Raw genomic sequence first — 25,946 nt, 5'->3', positions numbered from 1 at the left:
GGAGACAATTCCGCGTGCCATTGTTGAGCTGGTTGGAAGAAAGAGGGCTTGGTGATTACGGCGCTTTGCTGGAAAAGCACGGCGTCGACATGGATGTTTTGCCTCATCTGGAATACGCGCATCTGGCCGAGATGGGATTGTCCATCGGGGCACGCCTGAAACTGCTCAAGGAAATCGACAAGGGCCTGCGTGAAACGCAGCACCAGGACGCGAAAAAGCCGTCCGGACCCAGCGCAGAGCGACGCCAATTGACGGCGATGTTCTGTGACATCGTCGGGTACACGAGGCTTTCAGCCGATTTGGACCCCGAAGAAACCCGCCGGTTGCTGCGCGAGTACTGGAAAGCCGTCAAATCCATCACCGCGCGCTTTGGCGGACATATCGCCCAATATCTGGGCGACGGAGCTCTCATATATTTCGGCTATCCCGCCGCCCTAGAAGACGACGCCGAAAGGGCCGTCAACGCTGCCCTGGCTTTGCTGGCGCACAATCAGGAGGCGGAGGGTCATGGCGCTGCCGATCTGCACATGCGGATCGGCATTGCAACCGGTCCGGTTGTCGTTGGTCTGCCGTCGCAGCTCAAGAGCAGGCCGGAGGATGCGCTCGCAGTAGGATCGAATGTCAATTTGGCAGCCCGATTGCAGGCGATGGCAGCGCCCGACAGTCTCCTGATCGACGATGTCACCCGAAAGCTGGTGGGAGATCTGTTCGTTCTCGAACCGCTTGGCGAACAGACGATTGCCGGCCTCGAAAAGCCGAAGCTCGTCTTTCAGGTCATTGCGTCGCGGCTCGCGCGAAGCCGTTTCGAAGCGAAAAGCCGTTCCCGGAGTGGCATTTTTCTGGGGCGTGGAACTGAAACCACCCTGGCAATTGACGCTTGGCGCAAGGTGCAGGCAGGAGCGTGTCATGTCGTTTCGGTGAGGGGAGAGCCGGGTATCGGCAAATCTCACTTCGTTTGGCAATTGACCGATACGATCGCATCCGAGGGCTTTGAAGTGATCCAGCTTCAATGCACTCCCGGCCAGGCCAACACACCCTTTTTCCCCCTGGCTGAGGCGATCATGGAGCAGGCAGACGTGTCTCCTGGCGCCACAGACGAGGAGAAAGCCAGAAAGCTCAGAAAGCTTGTCGGTTCGCAGCTTGATCTTTCGAGCGAGCAACTGGTTGTCTTGGGTGGGCTTGTCGGCTCGGCAAGCAACAAGGTGGCGGCGCCTATGGCGAACCCCGCAGTGTGGCGCAAGCAGGCCTTCCAGATCCTGCGTCGTTTCTTTGTCGAAAAAGCAGCGGTGCGGCCGCTTGTTCTGGTTGTCGAGGATATGCATTGGTGCGATCCGACGTCGCTCGAGTTTCTGCAGAGCATTGTCTCCGATAGTGCACCGGCTCCCATCTTGATGATCACGACCTCACGGCCGGATGGCTGGCAGGCCCTGAATGCGCCTTCCGGAAAAGACACGAAGCTTTTCCTTGAGCGGCTGACTGCGGATGACACAACGGGCTTCGTCAAGGAACTGCTCGGGCGCGACGCCCCCAAAGCGATCGTCGACCTGATTTTTGAGCGGACCGATGGTGTTCCGCTTTTTGTTGAAGAGCTGACGAATGTCATTCTGGAAAAGGATTTGCTGCTGCGCACCGGGCACGGCGTCGAACTGAGCCGGCAACTCGACATGGGCGACATACCGAGCAACCTCCAGAGCATTTTGCTGGCACGTCTCGACCGGCTTGGAGAGCACAAGCGCCTGGCGCAGGTTGCCTCGTGTATCGGACGCAGCTTTTCCATTGATGTCCTGGCCGGCGTTGCCGATGTTGGCGAGACAGCTTTCAAGGAAGGGCTTGAGGTTCTTCAGTCTGCCGAGCTGATCCACTCTTCCGGGGGCTTGCCCAGCCGGCAATTCACGTTTCGCCATGCACTCATCCGCGACGCGGCTTACGGCACCCTTCTGGCTGCCGACCGGCGGGACATTCACGCCCGCATTGCCGAGGTGATGCCCGAGCTTCCGAATTTCGACAGCTTGCTGCGGCCGGAGGACATGGCTTTCCATCTCGCGCGTGCCGAACGCTTTGAGGAAGCGATCGTACGATGGCATGAAGCAGCGGTGGTTGCGAATTATCGCTCTGCCAGCGAGGAAGCGATTGCCTACCTGAAGAAGGGCCTGGAGCTACTTGAGCACGTGGAAGGCAAATCGCGCCGCGAAGCGCTTGAGTTCCTCCTCTTGATCGAACTGGTAGCGCCCTATCGGTCCGTGCGCGGCTTTGCAGCACCCGAAGTGGGGGAAACAACCCGGCGCGCCATTCAGCTTGCCGACCAGGCGCAGGACGTGGATGCAATTCTGCCTCTGCTCTACAATCAGTGGGTTTATGTATTCGTGACCGGGCACCGGGATGACGGGGATGCCCTCATCGATGAACTGTTCGCGCGTTGCTCATACGACCAGGGGAATTTGCTGCGCATGACGGCGCATCGCGCCAAGGCAGCCAATGAGTTTCTCCGTGGGCGGTTCTCCTCTGCAAGGCAGAACTTCGAGATCTCAGTTGGCTTGTATGACCCGAAATATCAGGCATCCGTCACCTATTCGATAGGGCTGGACGCACTGGTGGCCGCATCAGGCTACAACGCCCTGGTTTGCTGGTGTCTTGGTGACAGCGAGGCGGCGGAAGAGAACATGGACAGGGCACTTGCCCATTCCGCAAGACTGGATCTGGCCGGCAGCCGAGCCTTTGCGACCTATCATGAGGCGTTGTTGCGCGGTGTGCTGATGGAGCAGCAGGACATTCTGGTGAAAAATGGCCGCCTGCTGCAAAAGGTCGGGCTCGAGCATCACTACAACATGTGGCTGGCCTGCGGGCGGCTGCTCGAAGCAATGGGGATCTGCTGCCAGAAGCCGTCGGAACACTCCATCAAGCTGGTGGACAAGCGGCTTGAAGAGTTTCGCGACATGGGAGTGGTTTACCTGCCAACATACGAGACCTTCATCGCCAGGCGCTGGCTGGACCTTGGCAAGGCGCGCGAAGGTCTCGCGCACATTAAAAATGCCCGCATGCTGATGGAGCAGTTCGGGGAGGTCTGGAACGAGCCGGAAGTCGGCCGCGTGGAAGCGCAACTGCGGCTCTTCGAAGGCTGCGAGCCTGAGGTTGCCGAAGCAATTCTGCGCCAGGCAGTTGGCGTCGCGAAGCGCCAACAATCCCGGTCTTTCGGCAATCGCATCGAGAGTGATCATCGTGCGCTTCAGGAGAAAATAGTCTCCACGCGCAACGATTTATTCGCCTGAAGCAAGCAGCGCCCTTCTGTTTCAGACGGCACCCTTCCTGTCTTTATTACCCCACTTCATTTTCACGAGAACCTGATCCCGGCAGGGCCGCATATTCCGTGTGCCTCTCGGGCTCCGAATAATGCGCCCGATGTGAATACGTTCACATCACCCAGCGGAAATATTTGTTACGCCACTCCCAATACTGGGAGGAAAAATGTCTACCGAAATATGGTTTGCTCTTGCGGCGACAAATTTTGCTGCGTCGATAGCGCCCGGGCAGAACGTTGCCTTTGTCAGCGCTGCGACAACGCGTTCAGGTTTTTTAGGCGGTGTTGCTTCACTTGCCGGCATTCTTTTCGCCGAGCTCGTGTGGGTGGTTTTGGCTATTCTGTTTGCTATCGGACTGCTGGAGGTCAGTCCTCTTTTCATTCACGCCATGCAGTTGGCAGGCGGCTGTATTCTTGCGTATTTCGGTTTCAGCATATTGCGGGAAATGAAATTCAGTAAGATGGAGCAAGCTCCTGCTTTCCGCTTCACACACTACGCTGCCAAGGGTGCGTGGATCGGCCTGGCAAACCCTCTTGCTCTTATGTTTTTTGTTGCGCTTTTTCCCGGGTTCTTGCTTGAACTGACGGATAATTCCTACGCGACCACTTTGATGTTATGCGTCCCCGTTATCCTGCTTTCTTCAGCCTGTGGCCTCATCCCCTGGATGGCGGCCACCAGAGTGCTGACGGTGCACAAGGGCATCGCCAACGTTGTGAATTGTGTTTCCGGCACGACACTGTTGGTTATGGGTGCGCTAGTTTTTCTGCAACTCTTCTAGAGGCATGAATTTTACTTAACAAAGTCGCCGCAATATTTGGCGCGATCTTACAATTTTAGTCTGGGACAGACTGCGAGAAAATCGTCGAATGACGTGGTTAGGGCTGGATGGGACGGGCCGCATTTGAACGGACAAGAGTTTAAAGCGGTGCCCCAGTCCTCTCTCAATCGGTCAAAATTCAAGCAAAATCCGGTTTTGGAACCCGGTATGCGGAGCGCGGCGCGCTGTTGCATCCAGAAGTCACGCTGCAATTTTCATCGCCCTCGATTGAGCCTTTCAGCGGCTCTTGCGCGTGTTGCCAGGGCTTCCAGGTTGGGTATCGAAATCAGGCCGTTTGTCAGTGTGATCAACCCGTCATGAGCCAAGGCATTGAGCCTCTTGTTGAGCGCTTCGCGAGTAACACCCAGCATGTGCGCCAGTTCATTCTGAGAGAATTTTCGTTTGAACTTCGCCCCGTCGTCTTTCAGGTCCGCATATGACAGCGCGAGATCCAGAAGCTTTTGAGCAAGCCGGCCGTCGAGGCCAAGAAAGGCGAAAGCTCCCATCGCTTCCGTGTTGCGTCGCAGGATCTCACATAAGAGCTGGATGAGGTGATGGGCAAATTGCGGGCTTTTATCCAGCGCTATTTCCATAGCGTCCTTGGGCAAAAACAGACATTCGGAGTTTGCGAGAGCTGACGCATTTGCGGTTCGTGGCAGTTTGTCCAACACTGAAATTTCGCCAAACGGATCGCCTGGTTCCAGGAGCGCAAGGGTGAGTTCACGGCCTTCCGCATCGGAGATCCATATGCGAATTGAGCCTGTGATGATGACGCGAAGTCCGTCCGGTTCATCGCCGGCTGCGAAGATTGCGCTTTCCGCTTCGTAACGAGCGATGGTGCTCAGGCGGGTAAGCAGATCCAGACTGCCTTCGTCAATATTTGAAAAAAGATAACACTCTCGGATGACGTCTCTCAGCATGGGAGGCCTCAATCGGATTGCCGGCATGTGCCGAAGTTATTAAACGAAACGAATGTCTTGATTGAACTTCCAGTTCTCTGGAAATCCAAAAAATAGACTAGGAAAGATGTGTGGCGTCACATGGATAGAAAACGTGTGTAATTCATCTAATGTATTACGTAAAAATTTTTTGGAAATAGTGCGATCTGACTGGTTTCTCCTTTTTCAGAAAATTCGTTCCCGACACATGAGGCGCGGTCGAATTAGGAGCGCCTCCAGCGTCCGCTCAGTATGATGGGCAATATCCGATCTCTGTTGCAAGTGTCTTTTGAGTGCAAAATGAAGGAATTTTCAGAAAAAACTCTGCTGGTGTGAATTGGTTCACATACCTTTGGGTCCGATATTGGGAATATTCCTCTGCGTCATATGTCGAGAAAATTGAATCAGAAGGGATTAATTCTATGAATTATCTGATTTATCGCAGTATTTTCCACGATGGGGCGAGGCTGGCAGAACCGCATGCTCCTTGCGATCTCGTTTATCGTGGATGCCGTCACCATGGTGTGACCTCACCACGGGCTGCGAAGAAGACTGCAACTCCCATGTGCTACAGGAGTGTAAGCTACAATCTGTATTCGGGTGCGCCTGCGGTTGAAACACCGAGTGCCATATCTTCGGCCTCAACCAGACTGGCAGGCAGTGACACTGCCGCTCTGATGCGCGCCGTTTAAGCGGCTTCAGCGGAGCCGGGTTTCGCATTCTTCCATGCGGTCACGAAGTACGAAACGACGGAAGCACCGATGACGCAGTGTCTCGGTGCTCTGTTGCTGATGTGCAGACGGTGTCCACCGTCAAGCGGGACAAAGAAGGTCGTCCGGCTCGGAATTTGCCGGGATGCCAGATGCTTCTATTGCAAGTGGAACATGACATCCAGGGAGCTGTTTTTCCTAAATGATTGCCGGAAATGATTGCCATGAGAGATTGATTGTTGAGCATAGTTGTTTCAATATGTTATCGATAACTTTTTCGAAAGGCATTTCATGAACCTGGTCGAAACCTCAATGCAGCTTACCCATCGTGGCGCGCTGGCGATGATTGTTGCGGCGGTTGGAAAGGCTGAAGAAATCGGTCAACCGCAGTGTGTCGTCATTGTCGATGCAAGTGGCGTGGCCCTGGCTGAAATCCGTATGTCCGGTGCCAAGTTCCTGAGCCTGAAAAGCGCGAAGGCCAAGGCGCGGACAGCGGCCTCCATCGGAGCAAAAACGACGTCTATTCCGGAAGCCGTTCGTCCGCTGATTGGCCTGGCAACCGATGGAAATGTCACTGGCCTGGAAGGCGGCTTGCCAATTGTGGTGGACGGGCACCTCCTTGGAGGGATCGGAGTGGGGTCCGGCAGCGGCGATCAGGACACTGAGGTTGCCCGTGCCGGTCTTGCGGCCATTGGGGCGGACCTTTGAAAATGGCCTCTCGGGGAATGTGCCAGTTTATTGCCCAGTGATCCGGCGACCTGGGTGAAAGCAGTGAAGGCGGAGGGCAAGAGCACTCTGCCTCTTTCATGTGCTTGAGCCTCAGGCAAAGGCAATCTGGGCCTTGACGGCCCTGGACCGGTCCCCTGCAGTTTCGAACGCCTTAATGGCATCATTCAGCCGAAAGGTCTGCGTTATGAAGGGTTTGACGTCAATCAATCCCTTTTGCATCAGGCTGACACCGGTGAAGAATTCCTGATGGAACCGGAAAGATCCCTTCAGGCAGAGCTCCTTGGATGTCAGCGCCATCATGGGGACTGACATATCGCCACCCAGGCCCAGTTGAACAATGGTGCCACCCGGGCGGATGGCTGCGATTCCGGCAGAAAGGGCAGGGGCCGCGCCGGAGCATTCATAAAGGACATCGAAGGTTCCCTTGTCAGCGGAAAAGCGTTCCAGTGCCGAGGGGGCATTAGCCATGTTCACCGTTTCATCAGCACCTGCGGTTCTGGCCATCTCAAGCGTGAAGTCACTGAGATCCGTTGCAACGATGAAGTCGGCACCAGCCCTGCGGGCGGCAACGATGCACAGAATGCCGATCGGACCGCAGCCCGTGACGAGCACGGATTTGCCCAGCAGGTTTCCTGCGTGACGTGTCGCGTGCAGGCAGACCGCCAGTGGTTCGGCCATTGCAGCTTCGCCCGGTGTCAGGCCGTCGGCCGGCGCGCACTGGAGCGCATCGGCAACCAGGACCTCGCGAAAGGCCCCCTGAATGTGCGGAAACGGCATCGCGCTTCCGTAAAAGCGCATGTTGAGACACTGGTTGAAGGACCCTTCGTTGCAGAACCGGCATTGCCGGCAGGGCCTCGAAGGCGAAATGGCAACAAGCTGTCCAAGCGCGAGACCCGACACACCTTCCCCAAGTGCGGTGATGTGACCGGAAACCTCATGTCCGAGGATCATGGGTTCTTTCAGGCGCACGGGTCCAAAGCCGCCGTGATTGAAATAATGCAGGTCCGAACCGCAGATGCCTCCGGTCGACAGCTTGATTTGAACTTCGCCGGGGCCGGGTTGCTCTTCCTGCTGCTCTTCAATGCGCAGGTCCTTGGCAGCGTGAATGACGATTGACTTCATGGCTGCCTCACAGAACAGGGGTCGGAAGGTTGTTGCCGGCAAAATGCGCGGACAGATTGTCCCTGACGAGCTGGCCCATGGCCTTTCTCGTTTCGAAGGTTCCCGAAGCGTGATGCGGTTGCAGAAGAACATTATCCAGCTTCAGGAAACGGGGGTTGAGTGCCGGTTCTCCTTCGAACACATCAAGGGCTGCCGACCCAAGACGGCCGGTCTCAAGGGCGTCCAGCAGGGCGTCCTCATCGATATTCGACGCTCTGCTGATATTGATGATCATGCCTTCCGGCCCGACGGCTTCGATCACGCTGCGGCTGACGATATGACGTGTCTGTGCGGACGCTGCGAGGGTCACGAACAAGAAGTCGGAGTGAAGCGCGAGTTCGACCGGATCGGCAACAAAGGACCAGTCGGGTGCGTACTCCTTGGCAGCTACATCGCAATAAGCGATGTCAAGATCGAAACCGACCAGACGCTTTGCGACTTCAAAGCCGATACGTCCGAGGCCAAGCACACCCGCTTTCTTGCCCCAGACGCGGCTTTTGAGCGGGTAGAGGCCCTTTGCGGACCAGCTTCCGTCCCGCACCCAGCTCTCGGCACCGGTCATGCCGCGCGACTGGACGAGCATCATGGCAACACCGAGATCGGCAACGTCGTTGGTCAGAACATCCGGTGTGTTGGTCACCCGGATGCCACGCTCACGGCAGGCATTCAGGTCCACCGCATCAAAACCGACGCCATAGACCGAGATGATTTCCAGGTTCGGGCAGGCCTCGATCAGGGTGCGGTCTGCCCCCAGCTCGCCGCGTGTTGCGATAGCGCGAATGCGCTCACCGATCGAAGAGAGAAAGGCAGGCTTGTCGGGAGCCTCAAAATATTTGTGCATGGTAAAGCCGGCTTCCAGCGGAACCTGATCCCATTCGGGGTAGGGGCCGATTTGGAGAATATCGGGTTTGCTCATTTTGGGGCTCCGAGACTTGACAATATTTGTTATCGATAACATAAGAATGGGAGCTGTCAATCGCCATCTGAAAAGGAAGCCTGAATGAGCCTTGCCCTGTTCGACCTGTCCGGTAAGCGGGCCCTGGTCACCGGTTCCTCGCAAGGGATCGGCCTGGCCCTTGCTCGCGGCCTAGCGCGCGCCGGGGCAGAAATCGTTTTGAATGGCCGGGATCCGGAAAAACTCAAGAGTGCGGCAGAGGGACTGCGGGCCGAGGGGCTGACCGTCGCGGAGCTGGTGTTCGACGTGACCGACCATGAGGCTGTCCGCAAGGCCGTGGACTCGTTCGAAACATCCACAGGTGGCATCGACATCCTGGTCAACAATGCCGGCATGCAGCACAGAACGCCGCTGGAAGACTTTCCGGCAGACGCGTTCGAGCGCCTTCTTCAAACGAATATCGCCTCTGTTTTTCATGTCGGTCAGGCGGTCGCCCGTCACATGATCAAGCGCGGGGCAGGCAAGATTGTGAACATCTGCTCGGTACAGACCGCGCTCGCCCGTCCGGGAATTGCGCCCTACACCGCCACCAAGGGCGCGGTTGCGAATCTGACCAAGGGCATGGCGACGGACTGGGCAAAATACGGCCTGCAATGCAACGGCCTGGCCCCGGGGTATTTCGATACGCCCTTGAACGCGGCGCTGGTCAACGATCCCGACTTCAGCGCCTGGCTGGAAAAGCGCACCCCGGCGGGGCGATGGGGCAACGTGGAAGAGCTGGTGGGCACCTGCATCTTCCTGTCGTCCGATGCATCCTCTTTCGTCAACGGAACCACAATCTTTGTGGACGGCGGCATATCGGCGTGCCTGTGATGCCGGTTTTTGTTGTCATGGGCGTCTCGGGCTGCGGCAAGTCCCAAATCGGCAGGAAACTGGCGGAAGCCGTCGGCGGTCGCTTCATCGATGGCGATGACCTTCATCCGCAGGAAAACATCGAGAAGATGAGCAAAGGGATCCCTCTGACCGACGCCGACCGTCTGCCGTGGCTGGCACAGGTCGGTGAGGCCTTGCGGGATGTTTCGGACGTGACCTTCATCGCCTGCTCGGCTTTGAAGAGAAGCTACCGCGAGCTGATCATTGCCCATGCGCATCGTCCCGTTACCTTTCTGTTCCTTAAAGGAACGCGTGAGCTGCTGCGCGAGCGGATGGCGCACAGGGAAGGACATTTCATGCCAACGGCTCTGCTGGACAGTCAGCTTGAGACGCTTGAGCCGCCGGAGCCGGACGAGCGCGCTTTTGCCGTTTCAATCGACCAGACGCCGGACCAGATCGTCGCGGCGCTGCAGACATTCGTTCGGAAGGAAATCGCATGAGCGTGAACGTGGCCCTGATCGGGGCCGGAGCTATGGGCGGGGCAATCGGAACACGCCTCGCGGAAACAGGCAACACTCTCCGTGTCTTCGACCTCGATCCGGAAAAGGTCTCGGCACTTGTTTCAAAAGGCGCCATCAGCGCAGCTTCTGCTGCGGAAGCTGCCTCTGCTTCCGACTATGTCATCACAAGCCTCAACGCCCCGCATATCGTGGAGAAGGCGGTCTTCGGGGAAAACGGAGTTGCCGATGGCGCTCGTGCGGGAACCTTGATTATCGACATGTCGTCAATCGATCCCGGCGCGACCAAGGACCTTGCCGCAAAGGCGGAAGTCAGGGGATTGCGCTGGGTGGACAGCCCTCTGTCGGGAGGTGCGCCCAAGGCACTTGTCGGCGAATTGACGCTGATGGCAGGCGGCTCGGAAAAGGACGTCGCGGATGCGCATAACGTCCTGAAATTCGTCAGCTCCAATTACACCCACATGGGGCCGGTCGGTGCGGGCCAGACGACCAAGTTGATCAACCAGGTGCTGTGCGGCCTTGGCTTTCTTGCGGTGGCCGAAGCAACGCAGCTTGCACTCGATGCAGGCGTCGATGCCGCAAAGATACCGGCAGCGCTGAAGGGAGGACGCGCGGACAGCGCTATCCTGCAGGAATACATGCCCCGCTTCGTGTCGCGCGACTATCGGCGCACAGGCCGGATCGACAACATGGTAAAAGACCTGAACGGCGCCCAGGATCTGGCGCGGAAAACCAACACCGCCATGCCACTGACGGCTGTCTGCGCCGAAGTTCACAGAATGCTCACGGCAGCGGGTTTGGGCGGCGAGGACCAGGCTGCGCTGATGGAATACTTCAAGGGTCCTGACAAGGAGAAATTCGAATGATCACCCGTTTCGCGCTATTCGAAGGCAGCGTAAAGCCCGGCAAGACGGAGCAATTTCGCACGGCCGTGACAGACCGGCTGGTTCCGCTCTGGAGGCAGTTTCCCGGCAACAGCGATGTCAGGGTGATGTTCGGTGAGGAACGCGATGAAGGTGCACCCGAATTTCCGCTGATTTTGGCGATCACTTATCCGGACCGGGACACCATGGAAGGCGCTCTCGGCAGCGATGTCCGCAGCAGATCACGGGATGTCACCGGAGATATTGTCGCGGAGTTCTTCGATGGGCGGATTCACCATCACGTCACGCAGGCAAACCAGTACGAGGGATGAGCCTTCTAAATTGATCTGTTTGAAATTCCCGACGGTGGGCTCCGGCAATTGCGAATGCCGACCCGTATTGCGTATGTAAGCGCATGGTCAAAGGTGGGTTCAGCATGCAGCGAACGGTGACGATGAAGGATGTGGCGGACAAGGCGGGTGTCTCCGTCATGACCGTCAGCCGCGCTTTCAAACAGCATGCTTCCGTGGGTGAGGAAACGAGGAAACGTATTCTGCAGATAGCCGAAGAGCTCGGTTATGTGTTCGACAGCACGGCGGCCAACCTCCGCTCGCAGCGCACAGGCTTTGTTGCCGTATCCATCCCTTCAATCAACAATGCCAACTTCGCCGACACGGTTGGTGCCTTGTCGGAAAGCCTCAAGCTGGCCGACTTGCAGGTCCTCCTCGGATACAGCAATTACGACATCCACAAAGAGGAAGAGATCGTCGAGCAGTTCCTCCGGCGCCGTCCGGAAGCCATCGTTCTGACGGGTGGACGGCACACCGACCGGACCCGGCAGTTGCTCACCAGAGCGAATATTCCGGTCGTTGAAACATGGGATCTGCCCGAGAACCCGATTGGGCATGTGGTTGGGTTTTCCAATGCGGCCACGATGCATGACCTGGTCAAGCACCTGGTCGGGACAGGGCGAAAGCGCATTGCCTTCATCGGCGGCGACACGGATGGTGACACGCGCGGTGCGGATCGCCGCCGCGGGTTCATCCGGGCAATGTCGGACCTGGGCCTGTCGACGGAGCGCCTGATCGGGGCGGGCGAGCCTCCGATTTCCATGCGCGAGGGGGCCGACGCCATGGCCAGGCTGCTGCAGGACTTCCCGGATACGGGAGCGGTTATTTGCGTTTCCGATCTTTCCGCCTTCGGGGCGTTAACGGAATGCGCGCGCAAGGGCGTGAAGGTTCCCGAAGATATCGCCATAGCCGGTTTCGGGGCCTATGACATTTCCTCGATCTGCCTGCCGACCCTCACCACGATTGATCCTCACCCGGCGGATATCGGACGGCGGGCTGGCGAATTGATCGTCTCCCTGCTGAGGGGCGAGGGGAAGACGGAAAGGGACCCTGTCCATATTTCGATCGAGCCGAACTTGAGCGTGGGGGGATCGACCGCCTAGGCGCGTCCGGCTCAAACCGTTTCCCCTTCTATCAGCCGGAACCCCACATCCGTGACTTTCCTGGCGCTGTCGCCATTGATCCGCATCAGAAGTTTTTCAGAGGCGATCTGGCCGATCCGCAAGTGGTTCACCTGCACCGTGGTCAGCCGGTAGGGAAGAACGGAAGCAATGGGAAGTTCTCCCCACCCGGCAATGCCGAGATCCCTGGGCACCGAAATCTTCTGACTTTCGCAGAAGTGGATCGCTCCAACAGCCATGTTGTCATTCTGGAAAAACACGACCTCGGTTTCCGGAGCGCCGGAAAGCAGTTGTTCGATGCCGTAGTACCCGGTGTAAAAGCCCGGTACGTCCTTCAACAGAACCTGCTTCTTCAGAGAAGCCGAGCCGTCGGCTATCGCACGGTCGAAGCCGTTGAGGCGAGCGGCCGCCGCATTTGCCGCGTCGTGAGAGGTGCCGACATAGCCGAACCGGGTGTAGCCCTTGGTAAGCAGGTACCGGCCCATCTGGTAGCCGCTGTCAAAATGGTTGAGGCCGACGCACATGTCGAACGGGCTTGAGTTCAAATCCCAGATTTCGACGACGGGAATTTTTGCGTTTTCCAGGAGCTGAAGCGATCGGTTCGTATGAGCTCTGCCTGTCAGGATCAGTCCTGCAGGTTGCCAGGCGAGAACGGTTTCAATCCATTTCTCTTCTTCGCCCGCAGCCCGCTGTGTCATGCCCAGAACAGTCTGATGTCCGAAAGAACAAAGCTTCCGGTCGATGCCCTCCAGAACGTGCGTGAAGACCTCATTGCCAAGGTCCGGAATGCTGACGCCGATGAAGGTGGATTTCTGGTCACCGGAGAAGACGGTGGCAAGGCGGTTCGGCAGATAGCCCAGACGTGCGACCTCGGCCAGAACCCTTTCTCTGGTCTGCTCGGAGAACCCGCCTTCGTTTCGGAGGACCCGACTGGCCGTCATTTTCGAAACGCCCGCTGCTTCCGCCACTTCAGACAGGCTTATCTTTTTGTTTTTATTACTCAAAACACATTCCGCGCCGTAAAAAGTTATCGATAACTTTTTCGTTGACTTTCGAGTTTTTCGGACGGATGATATCTCTACGTTACCGGTAACTCAATCCTTGCCTTGTGGAGGAGGCGTACTGCGGGAAGCCGGTGACGACTGGGAGGAACACAGTGGCAGGTAATCTGAAAAACCGTCTGTTTTTCGACGGCATTCAGAAGCATTTCGGCGGAACTTATGCCGTCCGGGACGTTTCGTTGGCGGTCGACCGAGGCGAGATCGTTGCGCTTCTGGGTGAAAACGGCGCCGGTAAGTCGACACTCATCAAGATTCTCGGGGGCATTCACAAGCCGGATGCCGGCCGCGTGCTGATCAACGGTGAACCTTACGAGCATCGGCCGGGCGGCTTCGGTCAGCACCAGGCGGTCGCCTTCATCCATCAGGACCTCGGCATGATCGAATGGATGACCGTTGCCGAGAACATGTCGCTGGCGCTCGGATTCAAGAAACGGTTCGGCCTGATCGATTGGCAGGACGCCGAGGCGTTCGCCGCTGAGGCACTGCGCAGGGTTGGCTGCGATTTCTGTCCCACCACACGGGTGCAGGATTTGTCGCGAACGGAAAAATCGCTGGTGGCGATTGCCCGTGCGCTGGCTGTCGATAGCGATTTCCTGGTGCTCGATGAGCCGACCGCGTCTCTGCCGGCGGATGAAGTCGCGCGTTTGTTCGAAGCCTTGCGGCCGCTGAGGGATGCCGGGGTTGGCATGATCTATGTGTCCCACCGGCTCGACGAGATCTTTCAGATCGCAGACCGCGTGGCGGTTCTCAGGGACGGTGAACTCGTTGGGGTCCGGGCAATCCAGCACACCAACGCCGAAGAGCTGGTGCACATGATCGTCGGGCGCAAGACCAGGCAGGTGACCAAGCTGTCGGAGACGCCCGGAGCGCCGGTCCTGTCTGTAAAAGGTCTCGCGACCCGGGTCGCCGGTCCGGTCGACTTTACGCTTCACCGCAACGAGATCGTCGGTCTCGTGGGCTTGCGCGGGGCAGGGCACGAGACAATCGCGCGGGCGCTTTACGGACTGGAACCGCACGAAGGCGAAATAGAGCTCACTGGCATCGGCGCCCCGGATCTGCGCTCTCCCAAGACTGCGCTCGACAGCGGGATCGGTCTGGTGGCGCGGGATCGGACGGAGGAATCCGTCGCCATGCCGTTGACCATTCGCGAAAACACCTTCCTCAATCCCGCTGCCGTCGGCCGTAGCCTTTTTTCCTTCATGTCACCGGACACGGAATCCAGGGAAGCTGAAAGGATCGGCCGCGAAGTGGCGTTGTCCCCGAACGATCAGACACTCGCCATCGAGGCCCTTTCCGGTGGCAACCAGCAAAAGGTTGTGATTGCGCGCTGGCTGGCGACCAGACGCAAGCTTCTGATCTGCGAGGATCCGACCGCGGGCGTCGATGTGGGCGCGAAGGCGGAAATCTATGAGCTTTTGAACAAGGCGCTGCGGGAAGGCGTCGGCATCCTGCTGGTTTCGACCGATTTCGAGGAAGTCGCAACGATTTGCCAGCGCGCCATCGTCTTCAGTCAGGGCGCGATCGTCGGTGAGCTTTCTGGGGCGAAACTCTCGACGGAAAACCTCATTCAGGCCGCTTCGGCCAGCAACGTTGCCGCCGCTTAAGGGTAAGAACCATGCAGTCACTTGAATCCACCGCGCTTGAGCCGACCAAAACGGAAATGCAGGGCTTGACCACGCGCGCCAGACTTGTGCGCCTGCTGCCGGTCTATGGTCTCGTCATCTTGACGCTGCTGCTGATCCTGCTGTTCTCGATCCTGCTGCCGAAGACCTTTCCGACACTCCTGAACCTTCGGGCAATCGTATCGGACAAGGCGATCATCGCGCTGCTGTCCCTTGGGGCAATGATCCCCATGGCAGCAGGGCGGATCGATCTGACGGTCGGCTACGGCATCGTGCTCTGGCATATTCTTGCCATCAGTTTGCAGACCCTTCTGGGCATTCCCTGGCCAATGGCCGTCATGATCGTCCTGCTGCTCGGCGCGTTCACCGGATTCCTGAACGGGCTCCTGGTGGAAGTCGCCAAGATCGACAGCTTCATCGCGACGCTCGGCACAGGCACAGTTCTTTATGCGATAGCCCTTTGGCACACGGGCGGCCGCCAGATGGTGGGGGTCTTGCCGGATGGTTTCTTTTCACTCAGCACAACCTTCGTCTTCGGTCTGCCGATCACCGGGTACTATCTGATCGCGATCACCGTCATCTTGTGGCTGACGCTCGAATATACGCCGGTCGGACGGTATCTCTATGCAATCGGCGCGAACCAGCGCGCGGCCCATCTGAACGGCATTCCCACCCGCAAATATGTGATCGGCGCTTTCATGGCATCGGGCACCATGACAGCGCTTGCCGGTGTGCTTCTGGCGTCGAAGCTCCGCATCGGCCAGGCAAGCGTCGGGCTGGAGTTCCTGCTGCCCGCGCTTGTGGGTGCTTTCCTGGGCTCAACGACCATCAAGCCCGGCCGGGTCAATGTCTGGGGCACCATCGTAGGCGTCATGATCCTGGCAGTAGGTATTTCCGGAATTCAGCAGTTCGGAGGCTCTTTCTGGGTCGAGCCGCTCTTCAACGGCGTCACGCTGCTGATTGCAATCGGTATTGCGGGTTACGCGCAGCGCCGCAAGGGGGCGGTGAAAAAGTAACGTTGGATGCAATGGAGGAGACTATGCAAAAACGTACATTCCTGAAGACAATTCTGGCCACGACGATGCTGGCAACAGCCGGGATCCCGGCTCTTGCGGAAACGCCATGGGACGGGCCGACCACCGGTCCGGCCGGTGCGCCGGACAAGTCGATCGTCGTCGTTGCCGCCGACATGAAGAATGGCGGTATTCTGGGCGTATCGAAGGGCGTTGAGGAGGCGGCTTCGCAGATCGGCTGGACCATTCGTGTTCTCGACGGTGCAGGCTCCATTCAGGGCCGCACGGCGGCAATCGGTCAGGCCCTGGCCTTGCAGCCTGACGGGATCGTCATCAACGGCTTCGATGCTGTCGAACAACAGGCAGCGCTCGAAGACGTGGCGGCCGCGAACATTCCCATCGTTGCCTGGCACTCCGGGCCGAAGATCGGGTGCGACGCGCCAGGCGGGATCTTCGCCAACGTGTCGACCGACGCCATGACCGTGTCGGAAGTGGCAGCCAACTGGGCGCTTGAAGACGGTGGCAAGGACATCGGAGCGGTTATCTTCACCGATTCCACCTACCAGATTGCCATCGACAAGGCTGACCGGATCAAGGAAACGATCGAGGCTGGCGGCGGCAAGGTGCTGGAATATGTCGATACGCCGATTGCCGATACCTCCAGCCGCATGGGGCCGCTGACCACCAGCTTGCTGCAGAAATACGGTGACGACTGGACCCATGCACTGGCCATCAACGACCTTTACTTCGACTTCATGGGCCCCGCACTGGCAGCAGCCGGGATATCCAGCGAAGATGGTCCGCAGGCAGGATCGGCGGGCGACGGCTCGGAAGCAGCTTTCTTTCGCATCAAGACCGGCGCCTATCAGGCGATCACGGTTGCCGAACCCTTGAACCTGCAAGGTTGGCAGCTCGTGGACGAACTCAACCGGGCGATCCAGGGCGAACCGTGCTCCGGCTACGTCACGTCTCCGGCTCTCGTGACCAAGGAAGGGGTGGAAAGAATGGGTGACGCAACGGCCTTTGATCCCGATACTCCGTATCGCGACGCCTATTCGGCGATCTGGAAACAGTAATAGCCGATCACTGTGTTGGCGGGCCGCGCGGCGGGATAGCCGTGCGGCTCCACCTTTTTTGATCTGTTCGCCAACTCTGCTCGCCTGAAATGAACACGAAATGGCTTCACTACGTTTCTTCAGTGGCTCGACCAGCCGGAAGGCCCGCTCCACCCATTTCAATCGTGCTATCGCCAGTTTTCATGCGCATTGGGCTCCAAATATGGAGCCGGACCTGAGTATCGGCCGGGCGATGATTGGAAACTTGATCATCAAAGACGACGTTGTTTGCGGGCCGATCAGGACGGCCGGGACGGTCAACCAATGATGCTGGAGTGGCTGATCTCTCCGATGGACCCGGACCGGGTCCATGATGTCGGGCTTGCCCTGTCCTGGCACGCCCGCACCATGGTGCTCGGCTGGGGGATCCTTGCACCGTTGGCGATCCTGACAGCGCGCTATCTCAAAGTCCTGCCTTCGCAGAACTGGCCCCGGGAGCTGGATAACAAGACGTGGTGGCGCTGTCACTGGATGGGGCAAAGCGTGGTTCTGGTTCTGTCGGCAGTCGGCCTCTGCCTCGTCCTGCTGTCCAGTCAGAACACGGGCCATGAACAGATGCACCGTTCATTCGGTTATTGCGTGCTTGCACTCGGGTGCTTTCAAGGCCTGTCGGGCCTCTTGCGTGGCACCAAAGGCGGCCCGACCAGCCCGGTGCCGGACGGTTCCCTCCGCGGGGATCATTATGACATGACGCTCCGACGGCAGCTTTTTGAAAGTTTTCACAAAATCTTCGGCTACCTTGCTCTGGTCATGATGATGGGAGCAGTCGGCAGCGGACTCTGGGCAACAAATGCGCCGCGATGGATGTGGTTCGTGTTGTCGCTCTGGTGGACGGGATTGACGGCCGCCGCGCTTGTGCTGCAACGCAATGGGTGGGCCGTCGATACTTACCAGGCGATCTGGGGCCCTGACCCGGTCCATCCGGGTAACCGTACTGGAAAGTCCGCTCAAGCAGCCACCACGGCAATCTGCAGCAAGAAACGGGATATGTGATGTTTGGTGTTTTGGAAGGCACAGGCTTTGAGGTCATCGAGCCGGAATTCGAAGACTGCTTCATCGGTCATGCGCGAGTGGAGCGCCTCTGGACCGGCGCGCGCTGGTCGGAGGGACCTGCCTGGTTTCCGGCCGGACGATATCTGGTCTGGTCCGACATTCCCAACAACCGGCTGATGAGGTGGGACGAGACGGATGGCTCTGTGTCGGTGTTTCGCTCCCCCTCCAACAACGCCAACGGCAATACGGTCGACACGCAAGGACGGCTGGTTTCGTGTGAGCACCTGACGCGGCGTGTGACACGAACAGATCATGACGGTTCCCTCAGCGTGATTGCGTCGCACTGGAACGGAAAGCGCCTCAACTCACCAAATGATGTCGTTGTGAAGTCAGACGGCTCCGTCTGGTTCACGGATCCCTCCTACGGGATCATGATGGACTATGAGGGCGATCGTGCGGAGAGCGAAATTGGCGCATGCCACGTCTATCGCGCAGATCCCACGACGGGAGACGTGACAGCCGTCGCGACGGATTTCGTCAAGCCGAACGGCCTGGCGTTCTCAGCCGACGAGCAGCACCTCTTCATTGCGGACACTGGCGGTACCCACCAGAAAAACGGGCCGGCCCACATTCGCAAGTTTGAGGTTGCCGATGACGGCAAGAGTCTGCGAGGGGGCGACGTACTGGCGACCTGCACGAACGGTTTCTTCGATGGATTTCGATTGGACCGGTCCGGCCGCATATGGACCTCGGCGGCCGATGGCGTGCACTGCCTGAATCGTCAGGGAACCTTGATCGGCAAGGTGCATATCCCGGAAATCGTCAGCAATGTCTGCTTTGGCGGGGCCAAGCTCAACCGGCTTTTCATCACCGGGACGACATCTCTTTATTCTGTTTTTCTCAATGTAAATGGCGTTTCCAGATAGGCGCTATGTGCTCACACGCGTAAGTGTTCGCGTCATCTGACCCATCTGGAAAGTGTTTGTCGTCTGCCGCGCGATTGGTTTTCTCCAGATTTGCGCGCAGACGTATGTGATGAAGCGGTATCTGTTCCCGCTGCTTCCGCATGCCACACAGCAGTAAGTTGCAGATTTCAAAGGAAATCAGGTTATTGTGCTGCAGGATGGCACGTATGCTGAATATATGTGCAGAACCGAGACGAAACGACAGATAGGGAGGCCGGACTTGCAGGCCGACGCATCCATCATTCTGGATAGTTATCAGCTCACCCTGTCTCCGATGACTCTTGAAGACATACCGAAGCTTCATGAACTGTCCATCGGGGTGAACTGGCCCCATCGCCCCCATGACTGGGCTCTGCTCATTCAGCTTGGCAACGGATATGTGGCGCGGGACGAGATCGGCAGGGTCGCGGGATCGGCCATGTGGTTCCCCATGGGCTCTCACCGGGCCTCGGTCGCAATGGTCATCACGTCACCTCGGTTCCAGGACCATGGGGCTGGCAGTTGGCTTATGGGTCATATCCTTCGGGAAACCGGCAGCCGCGAGAAAATTCTGAATGCGACGAAGGCGGCCTACCGACTTTATATTTCGCTCGGGTTCACACCGCTGAAGACGGTATTCCAACAGAACGGGGTCGCCGTTCGTGTTCCCGATGCGCCTGATACGGCCACGCCGATGCGGGCAGAGCATCGTGATGAGATCGTCCGGCTGGACGCAAACGCCTATGGCGCAGACCGTGGGCACATCTTCGAGCGACTGTTTCAGGTCTCGCAGGGCACTGTCATTGAAAGAGGAGGACGTCTGGTTGGATTTGCCCTTTGCCGCGAATTCGGACGCGGGCGGCAAATGGGACCGGTCGTTGCAGAAACGGAAGAAGACGCAATCGCCCTGATCCATCCCTTTGTCAAAGAGTACAAGGACACATTCCTGCGCATGGACACCCGGGCAACCGACGGGCCGCTGCGGACCTATCTCACAGAAGCCGGCATTGTGCTTTACGACACGGTTACAACCATGACCCGTGATTTTGCAGGTGCAGCCGCCTTCATCGAAAAGGACGGGCCGATCACCTTCGGTCTCGTCAACCAGGCTCTCGGCTAATCCGAATTTCCCAACGCTTCCGTCTCGATTGCCAGCCACCGGTCGGGGGCGGCAGTCGACGGTCAAAGGCACGGCCTTACCAAAAAATGGCGAGGTGTTGATGATCCGGCGTCAGAATTCCGCGACCTTGCCCCAGGAGCTTTCGGCAAAGCGGGACGGGCGATAGTCCGTTGCGTCCATCACAGGCTCATGCCCCATGACAAGATCGGCGATCAGCTCGCCCGCGCCGGGGCCGATACCGAACCCGTGGCCACTGAAGCCGGCAGCCAGGACAAAGCCCGGAACCTCCGTTTCACCGATTGCGGGCACACCGTCGGGCGTGCTGTCGATGTAACCGGCCCACGATGCGGTCACTCTGCTCGACCCGAGATCTGGTATCAGCTGCTGCGCACGCTTCAGGGTATCCCGGATCTGCTTGTTGTCTGGATTCGGGTCAAGTATGCGCGTCCGTTCCATCGGCGTTTCGCCGTCGAGCCGCCAGCGGGCGAGGCTTTCATGGCCACTGCGCACGCCTTCCATTCCGCCCAGGGCAAGCGACCGATGGCGCTTGAGAAACATCGGAATGAAACTCGTTCCGAACCGTAACATCTGGGCAGTGGGATCGACCCTGGCCTTTCCGGAAATCGCCAGCGTATGTCCGCCGTCACCTCTGGCTGTCAGGGAAACTTGGGAGGTGTGCAGGGCAGGGGGAATGCCCGCCGCTCCGCTCACCGACAGAATGGATGAGCGCACCGAGGCCTGCGGGAACCGGATACCAAGCTGCCGGCAGAAACTTGAGGCCCAGGCGCCGCCCGCCATGATGGCTGTCTTGGTTCGGATTGTACCGCGCTCGGTGACAACGCCACTGACCTTGCCGGCAGACAGCTCCAGTCCGCGGACGGCGCAATTCTGGATGACATGGCCGCCGAGTGCGGGAATGGCATTGGCAATCGCCGGTGCTGCGCTGGAGGGGTCAGCTATACCGTCGGTCGGTGAGAAAACGCCGCCTTTCCAGTGTTTGCCCGTCGCTCTCCCATGTTCTGTGGCTTCTTGCGCTGTCAGCACATGGGTCGTGACACCCCTCTCACGGGCAAAATCCCGCCAGCGGGCCCAGCCCTCAAGCTCCGCATCATCGTTGGAGAGGTAGAGCAGGCCACAGCGGCGAAAACCCAACTCCGCACCTACGGAGGCGGCGAGTTCGTCCCAAAGCGCAAGGCTGCGTGTCGCCATGGGCAACTCCCGGGCATCTCGGTTTTGCTGACGGCACCAGCCCCAGTTTCGGCTCGACTGTTCAGCCCCGACACGGCCCTTCTCCAGAAGAGCGACCTTCAAGCCGCGTCTGGCAAGGAAATAGGCGGTGCAGGTGCCGACAATACCAGCGCCGATAACAACCACATCGGCTTCTTCGGGCAACGCGTTTGATGTCTCGATCATGCGGAGGGGCGCAGGCATATCAGTCTCCTTTTCAGCCGATATTATCCGCAGGTGTCAGGGAAATGATGCCGGAACAAGCGAGATTGCAGCATAAAATGCCGTGAGTGAGCCACTTCAATTTACCTGAAGAACTGTAGTAATTTCACGAAAGGGGAAAACGAACGTGTTTTCCATTGTGAATGCAGAATTTTGTGCTTATCGTTGATGCGGTCTACAGAGGTCTCAATGAAACTGGATCGTATCGATATCCGCATCCTGTACGAGCTGCAGAAAAACGGGCGGATCACAAATGTCGAATTGGCGGAGCTCGTCCACCTGTCGCCCAGCCCGTGCCTGATGCGCGTGAAGAAGCTGCAGCAGGCAGGCTACATCACAGGCTATTCGGCCCAGGTCGCCCTAGCGAAGCTCGGACCCACGATCACGGTATTCACCGAAGTCACGCTCAAAAATCACCGCAAGATGGATTTCGACCGGTTCCAGCAGGCGGCGGAAAAGGTGGAGGAGATCATCGAATGCCACCTGATCTCTGGCGGGTATGATTATCTGCTGAAATTCGTCACCGGCAGCATTGGCGATTATCAGGCGATCATGGAACGCCTGATCGATATGGATATCGGCATCGACAAATATTTCAGCTTTGTGGTCATGAAGTCGCCATTCATAAAACCGCATCTGCCGCTGAAGACAATGTTCCCGATGTAATCGTCCGACGCACCTTGTTGCGTGCGCTGAGCCGGGGCGCGGCGAAGAGGCTTCGCGTCGTCCGGGCGCACAGCTGCACCGGACCGTGTTTCAGGCGCTAGATCAGGTTCGCTGGCAAGTTCTGCGTATCAACCCTTCACGAATTGGCACGAAGCCGCGCGTCGTGCGCATTTTCAGTTGGGCTCCCCATTCCCGCGATATCTTCCGGCAATCCGTCGAGCCAGCCGGTGTCGAGTTGTGGCACAGAGGCGAACAGGAGCTTGGAATAAGGATGCCGGGCGCCATCCGGAAGCTGACTATTGCTCAAAAGCTCGACCATCTCACCGCTCTGCATCACCATCACCTGATCGCAGATTGACCTGACCGTCGACAGGTCATGGCTGATGAACACATAGGAAAGGTTCAACTCCTTCTGGAGGTCTTTCAAAAGATCCATCACGGCGGCAGCAACCACAGTGTCCAGGGCAGAGGTGATTTCATCGCAGAGGATGACGTCGGGGTTCGCGGCGAGCGCTCTGGCAAGGTTGACCCGCTGCTTTTGTCCACCTGACAATTCCCGCGGCAGCCGATGAAGCAATCCTTTTGGAAGCCGGACCATATCAAGCAGTTCGATGACCCGGTTTTCGCGGTTTGCGCCCTTCAGGCCGTGATAGAAGGTAAGTGGCCGGCCGACAATGTCTGCGATGGAGCGGGACGGGTTCAGGGCCGTGTCCGCAAGCTGGAACACGATCTGCATTCGCCTGAGCTCTTCCTTGCTGCGTGCGTTCGCCTGTGGCGCCAGTTCCCGGCCGTCGAAACTGACCCAACCGCGAGCATGCGGCAGCAGACCGGCCATCACGCGGGCAAGCGTCGACTTGCCTGACCCGCTTTCACCGATGACGCCAAGATTCTGCCCGCGTTCCAGTTTGCAGCTCACATCTTTCAGAACGAGCGCGGAGGGCAGACCGTCCCGACCAGTCGAACCGTATCCGGCATAAATGTTGCTGACTTCGAGAACCGGCCCTTTTTTCCGGTCATCCTTCTTTGCCGTGCTGTCGAGCGAGGCGAAGACCGCTGGCTGAAATGCTGAAAGCAGTTCCCTGGTGTAGGGATGTTGGGCGTTGTGCAGGATCTCTTCTGTCGTCCCTTGTTCCTGTATTACGCCGTCCTTCAGAACGATGATCCGGTCGGCGATCTGCGCGACGACCGCAAGATCGTGCGATACGTAGACCCCGGCCATTCCGCCTTTGCGCATCACGGACTTGAAGGCGCGGAGAACTTCGATCTGCGTCGTGACATCCAGCGCCGTCGTCGGTTCATCGAAGATGACAACCTGTGGGCCGCCGATGAGAGCCATTGCAGCGGAAAGGCGTTGCAGCTGGCCGCCTGAGACCTGGTGGGGATAGCCGTCGCCGATGTGCTCCGGGTCGGGCAGAGCAAGGGCACGGAACAGGTCCACTGCCTTTGCACGCGCTTCCGATCTTGGCATCAGCTTGTGAATGTCGGAAACTTCGATCACCTGGTCGATAAGGCGCTGGGACGGGTCGAAGGCAGCAGCGGCACTTTGGGGCACATAGGCGACGTCCGTTCCCCGCAATTTCTGGCGGTCCTTTTCCGACATTGAAACAACGTCTCGCTCACCCACGCAGACTTTGCCGCCCGTGATCGAGCAGCCCGGCCGGGCATATCCCATCAGGGTAAGGGCAATCGTGGTCTTTCCGGAGCCGCTTTCGCCAATCAGCGCAACGATCTCGCCCGGATCGACCGTAAAGCTCACACCCTTGATGATCTTCACGCGGCGTCCTGAGTCCGTCTCGGCTCCAACCGTCAGGTTACTTATGTCGACAAGTGGTTTGGTCATCAGCCGCGGTCCCGGATCTTGATAGGCAGATTGTCGATCAGCAGATTGACGCTGATTGTCAGACTGGCGATGGCAAGGCAGGGAGCGATCACCGCCGGGGCGGCGAAGGGCAGACCGCCGATGTTTTCCTTCACAAGCGATCCCCAGTCGGCATTGGGCGGCTGTACGCCGAGGCCAAGGAAGGACAGGCCGGACAGAAGCAGCACGATGAAGACGAAGCGCAGGCCAAAGTCAGCCAGAACGGGACCGATGATGTTCGGGAAAATCTCGTCGAGAATGATATAGGGCGTGCGTTCCCCCCGGGCGCGGGCCACCGCGATGTAATCCATGGTGTTGCAGTTGACGGCAAGAGCCCGTGCAAAGCGGTAGGAGCCTGGAGCATAGATGACGGCCAGAAGGCCGATAAGCACCGGAATGGAGGAGCCGATGGCCGCCACCATGACAAGGCCGAACAGCTTGGAGGGGATAGACAGAAGTGCATCCATCAGACGGCTCAGGATCCTGTCAAACCAACCGCCGAGGGCCGCGGCAGTCATGCCGAGGATGACCCCTGTGAAACAGGCAATGGTGACGGCCGCAAACGAGATGCCGACCGTGTAGCGCGCGCCCAGAAGAATGCGAGAGAAAATATCCCGGCCCAGGTAGTCCGACCCCAGCCAGAGTTTGGCAGACATCGGTCCGTAGAAATCGAAGTCAACGATGTCACCCGGCGCGTAGGGTGCGAATGCAGGGCCGGCGATTGCAACAACGACCCAGAACAGGATGACGAGGCCTGCAAGCAAACCGGTTGAGTTGATATGCAGGCCGTGGCTTGCGGGAGAAAAAGCCTTCAGCATTACGTCCTCAGCCTCGGATTGGACACGATGGCGATGATGTCTGCCACGGTGGTCAGGGTCAGGAAGCCGACGCAGAAGATCATCGCGCAGCTCTGGATCAGCGGCAGATCGCGGGTGGCGACGGAATCCACCATGAGCTTTGCAACGCCTGGATAGTTGAAGATCGTCTCGACGATGATCACCCCACCCAGGAGGTAGGACAGGGACAGGGCTATCGCATTGGCGATGGGGCCGATCGAATTCGGCAGCGCGTGCCGCAGAACAACTCGTGTTTTCGAGGCACCCTTGAGGATCGCCATTTCCACATAGGACATGTTCAGGGCATCGATCATCGCGGCGCGGGTCATGCGGATCATTTGCGCCGCAATCACGAAGCTCAGAGTGATCACCGGCATGGCAAAGGCCTTCAACAACTGGCCGAAGCTGCTGAGATCCGTCGTAAACGAAAGCGCTGGCAGCCAGCGCAGCCAGACGGCGAAAACGAGCACTGCCAGCGTCGCGATGAGAAACTCGGGCACCGAAACGATTGAAACAACGATTGTCGTGATGACACGGTCATAGAGTGAACCGCGATACATCGCTGTCGTGATGCCCAGGAGCAGCGCAATCGGAACGGCAATGATCGTGGTCGCGGCTGCAAGACGCAGAGTATTGGCAAGCCGTCCGGCGACCATGTCTGCAACCGGCATGTTGTTGGCATAGGAAACGCCAAGGTCTCCCTGAAGCAGGCCAAAAAGCCATTGGCCGTAACGGACGAGAGCCGGGGAATCGAGATGCATCGCCTCGCGCAGACCCGCGACGGCCTCCGGCGTCGCAGCCTGGCCCAGAAGGATCTCGACCACGTCGCCCGGCAGGAGCAGCGTTGCTCCAAAAACGACAAAAGACACGATCAATAGGGTGAGAAACGTCACACCGAGCCGGCTCACGACCAGCAGAGGAATTTGTCCTGACATTCAGACCGGCCTCTCAGAAACGGAAAGGATTGACTGGAGGCAGAGCCACCTCCAGTCCCTAGT

23 protein-coding genes are annotated in these 25,946 nt (G+C 58.4%); 15 read left to right on the top strand and 8 right to left on the bottom strand.

Annotated elements, in window-relative coordinates; genetic code table 11:
- Positions 1-14: 14 nt before the first annotated feature.
- Together SIAM614_RS22205 and SIAM614_RS22200 are read left to right on the top strand one after the other, a co-directional pair.
- Positions 15-3,266: an AAA family ATPase gene (locus SIAM614_RS22205; RefSeq protein WP_157140016.1), complete on the top strand. Its 3,252-nt coding sequence runs from the start codon at positions 15-17 to the stop codon at positions 3,264-3,266.
- Positions 3,267-3,462: 196 nt separating this feature from the next.
- On the top strand, positions 3,463-4,074 hold the full coding sequence (locus tag SIAM614_RS22200) for a LysE family translocator (protein WP_006938091.1): 612 nt from the start codon (positions 3,463-3,465) through the stop codon (positions 4,072-4,074).
- 254 nt (positions 4,075-4,328) lie between these two features.
- Here SIAM614_RS22200 and SIAM614_RS22195 read toward each other — a convergent pair whose 3' ends face one another.
- Entirely contained in the window at positions 4,329-5,033 is a 705-nt protein-coding gene (locus SIAM614_RS22195) for a Crp/Fnr family transcriptional regulator (RefSeq protein WP_006938089.1), read from the bottom strand.
- A 1,019-nt stretch (positions 5,034-6,052) separates the two neighbouring features.
- Between SIAM614_RS22195 and SIAM614_RS22190 the strand changes: the two genes are divergently transcribed.
- Entirely contained in the window at positions 6,053-6,469 is a 417-nt protein-coding gene (locus tag SIAM614_RS22190; protein WP_006938087.1) for a GlcG/HbpS family heme-binding protein, read from the top strand.
- A 111-nt stretch (positions 6,470-6,580) separates the two neighbouring features.
- On the opposite strand, the gene SIAM614_RS22185 is transcribed toward SIAM614_RS22190, so the two are convergent.
- Complete coding sequence (locus tag SIAM614_RS22185; RefSeq protein ID WP_006938086.1) at positions 6,581-7,612, bottom strand: L-idonate 5-dehydrogenase; 1,032 nt, start codon at positions 7,610-7,612, stop codon at positions 6,581-6,583.
- Positions 7,613-7,619: 7 nt separating this feature from the next.
- The gene (locus tag SIAM614_RS22180) at positions 7,620-8,567 is read right to left on the bottom strand and encodes a 2-hydroxyacid dehydrogenase (protein WP_006938084.1); all 948 of its coding nucleotides are present in this window, start codon (positions 8,565-8,567) and stop codon (positions 7,620-7,622) included.
- An 84-nt stretch (positions 8,568-8,651) separates the two neighbouring features.
- On the opposite strand from SIAM614_RS22180, the gene SIAM614_RS22175 reads away from it, so the two are divergent.
- The 5 genes from SIAM614_RS22175 (at position 8,652) to SIAM614_RS22155 (ending at position 12,253) form a co-directional block, all read left to right on the top strand.
- Positions 8,652-9,419, top strand: a complete 768-nt coding sequence (locus tag SIAM614_RS22175; RefSeq protein WP_006938081.1) for an SDR family oxidoreductase — start codon at positions 8,652-8,654, stop codon at positions 9,417-9,419.
- Positions 9,419-9,919 (top strand): gluconokinase, encoded by a 501-nt coding sequence (locus SIAM614_RS22170; protein ID WP_006938077.1) that lies wholly within the window; start codon positions 9,419-9,421, stop codon positions 9,917-9,919. Before SIAM614_RS22175 ends, SIAM614_RS22170 begins: the two co-directional genes overlap by 1 nt.
- Positions 9,916-10,803, top strand: coding sequence for an NAD(P)-dependent oxidoreductase (locus tag SIAM614_RS22165; protein WP_006938075.1), 888 nt, complete (start codon positions 9,916-9,918; stop codon positions 10,801-10,803). The genes SIAM614_RS22170 and SIAM614_RS22165 overlap by 4 nt, the downstream gene beginning before the upstream one ends.
- Entirely contained in the window at positions 10,800-11,132 is a 333-nt protein-coding gene (locus SIAM614_RS22160; protein ID WP_006938074.1) for a hypothetical protein, read from the top strand. The genes SIAM614_RS22165 and SIAM614_RS22160 overlap by 4 nt, the downstream gene beginning before the upstream one ends.
- 104 nt (positions 11,133-11,236) lie before the next feature.
- Complete coding sequence (locus tag SIAM614_RS22155) at positions 11,237-12,253, top strand: LacI family DNA-binding transcriptional regulator (RefSeq protein ID WP_040440863.1); 1,017 nt, start codon at positions 11,237-11,239, stop codon at positions 12,251-12,253.
- An 11-nt stretch (positions 12,254-12,264) separates the two neighbouring features.
- Here the strand turns inward: SIAM614_RS22155 and SIAM614_RS22150 are convergent, their stop codons facing one another.
- Positions 12,265-13,239, bottom strand: a complete 975-nt coding sequence (locus SIAM614_RS22150) for a LacI family DNA-binding transcriptional regulator (RefSeq protein WP_006938071.1) — start codon at positions 13,237-13,239, stop codon at positions 12,265-12,267.
- A 188-nt stretch (positions 13,240-13,427) separates the two neighbouring features.
- Between SIAM614_RS22150 and SIAM614_RS22145 the strand changes: the two genes are divergently transcribed.
- The 6 genes from SIAM614_RS22145 to SIAM614_RS22120 all read left to right on the top strand — a co-directional run bounded on the left by SIAM614_RS22145 (position 13,428) and on the right by SIAM614_RS22120 (position 20,139).
- Positions 13,428-14,936, top strand: a complete 1,509-nt coding sequence (locus SIAM614_RS22145; protein WP_006938069.1) for a sugar ABC transporter ATP-binding protein — start codon at positions 13,428-13,430, stop codon at positions 14,934-14,936.
- An 11-nt stretch (positions 14,937-14,947) separates the two neighbouring features.
- Positions 14,948-15,970, top strand: coding sequence for an ABC transporter permease (locus tag SIAM614_RS22140; protein ID WP_006938067.1), 1,023 nt, complete (start codon positions 14,948-14,950; stop codon positions 15,968-15,970).
- Positions 15,971-15,993: 23 nt separating this feature from the next.
- Positions 15,994-17,043, top strand: a complete 1,050-nt coding sequence (locus SIAM614_RS22135) for a substrate-binding domain-containing protein (RefSeq protein ID WP_006938065.1) — start codon at positions 15,994-15,996, stop codon at positions 17,041-17,043.
- A 303-nt stretch (positions 17,044-17,346) separates the two neighbouring features.
- Positions 17,347-18,075, top strand: coding sequence for a cytochrome b561 domain-containing protein (locus SIAM614_RS22130; RefSeq protein ID WP_006938060.1), 729 nt, complete (start codon positions 17,347-17,349; stop codon positions 18,073-18,075).
- The gene (locus SIAM614_RS22125) at positions 18,075-19,001 is read left to right on the top strand and encodes an SMP-30/gluconolactonase/LRE family protein (protein ID WP_006938059.1); all 927 of its coding nucleotides are present in this window, start codon (positions 18,075-18,077) and stop codon (positions 18,999-19,001) included. The genes SIAM614_RS22130 and SIAM614_RS22125 overlap by 1 nt, the downstream gene beginning before the upstream one ends.
- Before the next feature lie 259 nt (positions 19,002-19,260).
- Positions 19,261-20,139 (top strand): GNAT family N-acetyltransferase, encoded by an 879-nt coding sequence (locus SIAM614_RS22120; RefSeq protein WP_040440833.1) that lies wholly within the window; start codon positions 19,261-19,263, stop codon positions 20,137-20,139.
- A gap of 111 nt (positions 20,140-20,250) precedes the next feature.
- On the opposite strand, the gene SIAM614_RS22115 is transcribed toward SIAM614_RS22120, so the two are convergent.
- Positions 20,251-21,570, bottom strand: coding sequence for an NAD(P)/FAD-dependent oxidoreductase (locus SIAM614_RS22115; RefSeq protein WP_006938057.1), 1,320 nt, complete (start codon positions 21,568-21,570; stop codon positions 20,251-20,253).
- Positions 21,571-21,777: 207 nt separating this feature from the next.
- On the opposite strand from SIAM614_RS22115, the gene SIAM614_RS22110 reads away from it, so the two are divergent.
- Positions 21,778-22,254, top strand: coding sequence for an Lrp/AsnC family transcriptional regulator (locus SIAM614_RS22110; protein WP_006938056.1), 477 nt, complete (start codon positions 21,778-21,780; stop codon positions 22,252-22,254).
- 136 nt (positions 22,255-22,390) lie between these two features.
- Here the strand turns inward: SIAM614_RS22110 and SIAM614_RS22105 are convergent, their stop codons facing one another.
- Genes SIAM614_RS22105 through SIAM614_RS22095 form a run of 3 tightly spaced genes read right to left on the bottom strand, consistent with a single transcriptional unit; the run spans position 22,391 to position 25,883 of the window.
- Positions 22,391-24,094, bottom strand: coding sequence for an ABC transporter ATP-binding protein (locus SIAM614_RS22105; protein WP_006938055.1), 1,704 nt, complete (start codon positions 24,092-24,094; stop codon positions 22,391-22,393).
- Positions 24,094-24,930, bottom strand: coding sequence for an ABC transporter permease (locus tag SIAM614_RS22100; RefSeq protein WP_006938054.1), 837 nt, complete (start codon positions 24,928-24,930; stop codon positions 24,094-24,096). Before SIAM614_RS22100 ends, SIAM614_RS22105 begins: the two co-directional genes overlap by 1 nt.
- On the bottom strand, positions 24,930-25,883 hold the full coding sequence (locus SIAM614_RS22095) for an ABC transporter permease (protein ID WP_006938053.1): 954 nt from the start codon (positions 25,881-25,883) through the stop codon (positions 24,930-24,932). The genes SIAM614_RS22100 and SIAM614_RS22095 overlap by 1 nt, the downstream gene beginning before the upstream one ends.
- Positions 25,884-25,946: the final 63 nt, after the last annotated feature.

Origin of the sequence: Roseibium aggregatum IAM 12614, assembly GCF_000168975.1 — a bacterium.
In the GTDB taxonomy this organism is placed as follows: domain Bacteria; phylum Pseudomonadota; class Alphaproteobacteria; order Rhizobiales; family Stappiaceae; genus Roseibium; species Roseibium aggregatum.
This window is presented reverse-complemented; position numbering and strand designations above follow the sequence as displayed.

Excerpts from the sequence above, each read along its gene's own strand:
- SIAM614_RS22180 (WP_006938084.1), bottom strand. The coding sequence starts at position 8,567 with ATGAGCAAACCCGATATTCTCCAAATCGGCCCCTACCCCGAATGGGAT.
- SIAM614_RS22175 (WP_006938081.1), top strand. The coding sequence starts at position 8,652 with ATGAGCCTTGCCCTGTTCGACCTGTCCGGTAAGCGGGCCCTGGTCACC.
- SIAM614_RS22130 (WP_006938060.1), top strand. The coding sequence starts at position 17,347 with ATGATGCTGGAGTGGCTGATCTCTCCGATGGACCCGGACCGGGTCCAT.
- SIAM614_RS22170 (WP_006938077.1), top strand. The coding sequence starts at position 9,419 with ATGCCGGTTTTTGTTGTCATGGGCGTCTCGGGCTGCGGCAAGTCCCAA.
- SIAM614_RS22135 (WP_006938065.1), top strand. The coding sequence starts at position 15,994 with ATGCAAAAACGTACATTCCTGAAGACAATTCTGGCCACGACGATGCTG.
- SIAM614_RS22115 (WP_006938057.1), bottom strand. The coding sequence starts at position 21,570 with ATGCCTGCGCCCCTCCGCATGATCGAGACATCAAACGCGTTGCCCGAA.
- SIAM614_RS22095 (WP_006938053.1), bottom strand. The coding sequence starts at position 25,883 with ATGTCAGGACAAATTCCTCTGCTGGTCGTGAGCCGGCTCGGTGTGACG.
- SIAM614_RS22125 (WP_006938059.1), top strand. The coding sequence starts at position 18,075 with ATGTTTGGTGTTTTGGAAGGCACAGGCTTTGAGGTCATCGAGCCGGAA.
- SIAM614_RS22165 (WP_006938075.1), top strand. The coding sequence starts at position 9,916 with ATGAGCGTGAACGTGGCCCTGATCGGGGCCGGAGCTATGGGCGGGGCA.
- SIAM614_RS22105 (WP_006938055.1), bottom strand. The coding sequence starts at position 24,094 with ATGACCAAACCACTTGTCGACATAAGTAACCTGACGGTTGGAGCCGAG.
- SIAM614_RS22110 (WP_006938056.1), top strand. The coding sequence starts at position 21,778 with ATGAAACTGGATCGTATCGATATCCGCATCCTGTACGAGCTGCAGAAA.
- SIAM614_RS22100 (WP_006938054.1), bottom strand. The coding sequence starts at position 24,930 with ATGCTGAAGGCTTTTTCTCCCGCAAGCCACGGCCTGCATATCAACTCA.
- SIAM614_RS22160 (WP_006938074.1), top strand. The coding sequence starts at position 10,800 with ATGATCACCCGTTTCGCGCTATTCGAAGGCAGCGTAAAGCCCGGCAAG.
- SIAM614_RS22140 (WP_006938067.1), top strand. The coding sequence starts at position 14,948 with ATGCAGTCACTTGAATCCACCGCGCTTGAGCCGACCAAAACGGAAATG.
- SIAM614_RS22155 (WP_040440863.1), top strand. The coding sequence starts at position 11,237 with ATGCAGCGAACGGTGACGATGAAGGATGTGGCGGACAAGGCGGGTGTC.
- SIAM614_RS22185 (WP_006938086.1), bottom strand. The coding sequence starts at position 7,612 with ATGAAGTCAATCGTCATTCACGCTGCCAAGGACCTGCGCATTGAAGAG.
- SIAM614_RS22200 (WP_006938091.1), top strand. The coding sequence starts at position 3,463 with ATGTCTACCGAAATATGGTTTGCTCTTGCGGCGACAAATTTTGCTGCG.
- SIAM614_RS22195 (WP_006938089.1), bottom strand. The coding sequence starts at position 5,033 with ATGCTGAGAGACGTCATCCGAGAGTGTTATCTTTTTTCAAATATTGAC.
- SIAM614_RS22190 (WP_006938087.1), top strand. The coding sequence starts at position 6,053 with ATGAACCTGGTCGAAACCTCAATGCAGCTTACCCATCGTGGCGCGCTG.